This window comes from Candidatus Erwinia dacicola (assembly GCF_001756855.1).
Taxonomy (GTDB): Bacteria; Pseudomonadota; Gammaproteobacteria; order Enterobacterales; family Enterobacteriaceae; genus Erwinia; species Erwinia dacicola.
The window spans coordinates 1-1,514 of sequence record NZ_MAYS01000406.1 but is presented as its reverse complement, the minus strand read 5'-3'; the positions used below and the strand labels follow the sequence as shown (position 1 = coordinate 1,514).

Sequence of the window (1,514 nt, the reverse complement as noted above, 5' to 3'; positions counted from 1 at the left end):
CCAGATTTGACAATAACTCGACGATCGTTGGTAGTTCATCTATCTGGCGCTGGGTGATGTAGGGGCTAATTTGGTTAATGACCGGCAGTTAAAAAAGTTTCTCGTTCATGAATCAGCCTTCTGAAATTTAACCATAGAAAAGGGCGACTCACGTCGCCTTCAGATTTTCTTGCGTCGCTTATTTAGCGATGTGAGCAACTAGGTCCAAGACCTTGTTGGAGTAACCAGTTTCGTTATCGTACCAAGAAACCAGCTTAATAAAAGTGTCGCTCAGTGCGATACCGGCTTTCGCATCGAAGATAGAAGTCAGAGTTTCGCCGTTGAAATCGGTAGAAGCTACTTCGTCTTCGGTGTAGCCCAGAACGCCTTTCATTTCGCCTTCAGCAGCAACTTTGATTGCAGCACAAATTTCTTTGTAAGATGCAGGCTTAGCCAGACGTGCAGTCAGGTCAACAACGGAAACGTTAGGGGTAGGAACGCGGAACGCCATACCAGTCAGTTTGCCATGCAGTTCTGGGATCACTTTACCTACGGCCTTAGCAGCACCGGTAGAAGAAGGGATGATGTTCTGGGATGCGCCGCGACCGCCACGCCAGTCTTTGTGAGATGCACCATCAACGGTTTTCTGAGTTGCGGTGGTTGCATGCACAGTGGTCATCAGCGCTTCAACGATGCCGAACTTGTCGTTGATCACTTTAGCCAGTGGTGCTAGGCAGTTGGTGGTGCAAGATGCGTTAGAAACGATATCTTGACCAGCATATGACTGGTGGTTAACGCCCATCACGAACATTGGGGTGTCATCTTTAGATGGGCCAGTCAGAACAACTTTCTTAGCGCCAGCTTCAATGTGTTTACGTGCAGTTTCGTCGGTCAGGAAAATACCGGTCGCTTCTGCAACCACATCCACACCTACTTCATCCCACTTCAAGTTAGTTGGATCGCGCTCAGCGGTAACACGGATGGTTTTGCCGTTAACAACCAGATGACCGTCTCTGACTTCCACGGTGCCGTTGAAACGGCCGTGAGTTGAGTCATATTTCAGCATGTAAGCCATGTACTCGGCGTCCAGCAGATCGTTGATGGCAACGATTTCTACATCAGAACGTTCCTGAGCAGCACGGAAAACAATGCGACCGATACGGCCAAAACCGTTGATACCTACTTTGATAGTCATATATTCCACCAGCTTGTTGATAGTGAATAAAAGGTTGGCTGTAAAATTACAAAAACCATACCAAGCGTCAAGCGGAATCGTGTCAATTATTGCGATAAATAAAACTGCCAAGAAGGAATTATTCGATACAAAACCTATTTCTTGACCCGCTAACTGCATCAATATTGGGGTAGAGTGCTCGAATATAAAGGGACGGTAGATCTAAAGGGTGATATGCATCACAGTTTGAGATATGACAGAATTCGCTCAGCCCCCGGACGTAAAAAATTAACCTAATCTTGTTAAGTATTTGTTAAAATAGTAACCGATATTTTTAGAACAACAGGTAGAGTCTTGGGAC

At 46.1% G+C, this 1,514-nt stretch carries 1 protein-coding gene; it reads right to left on the bottom strand.

The window, feature by feature from the left end:
* Nucleotides 1-178 precede the first annotated feature (178 nt).
* Nucleotides 179-1,174 carry a glyceraldehyde-3-phosphate dehydrogenase gene (gene gapA, locus BBW68_RS11210; protein WP_070135429.1) on the bottom strand — a complete coding sequence of 332 codons (996 nt, stop codon included), beginning with the start codon at nucleotides 1,172-1,174 and terminating at the stop codon, nucleotides 179-181.
* Nucleotides 1,175-1,514: the final 340 nt, after the last annotated feature.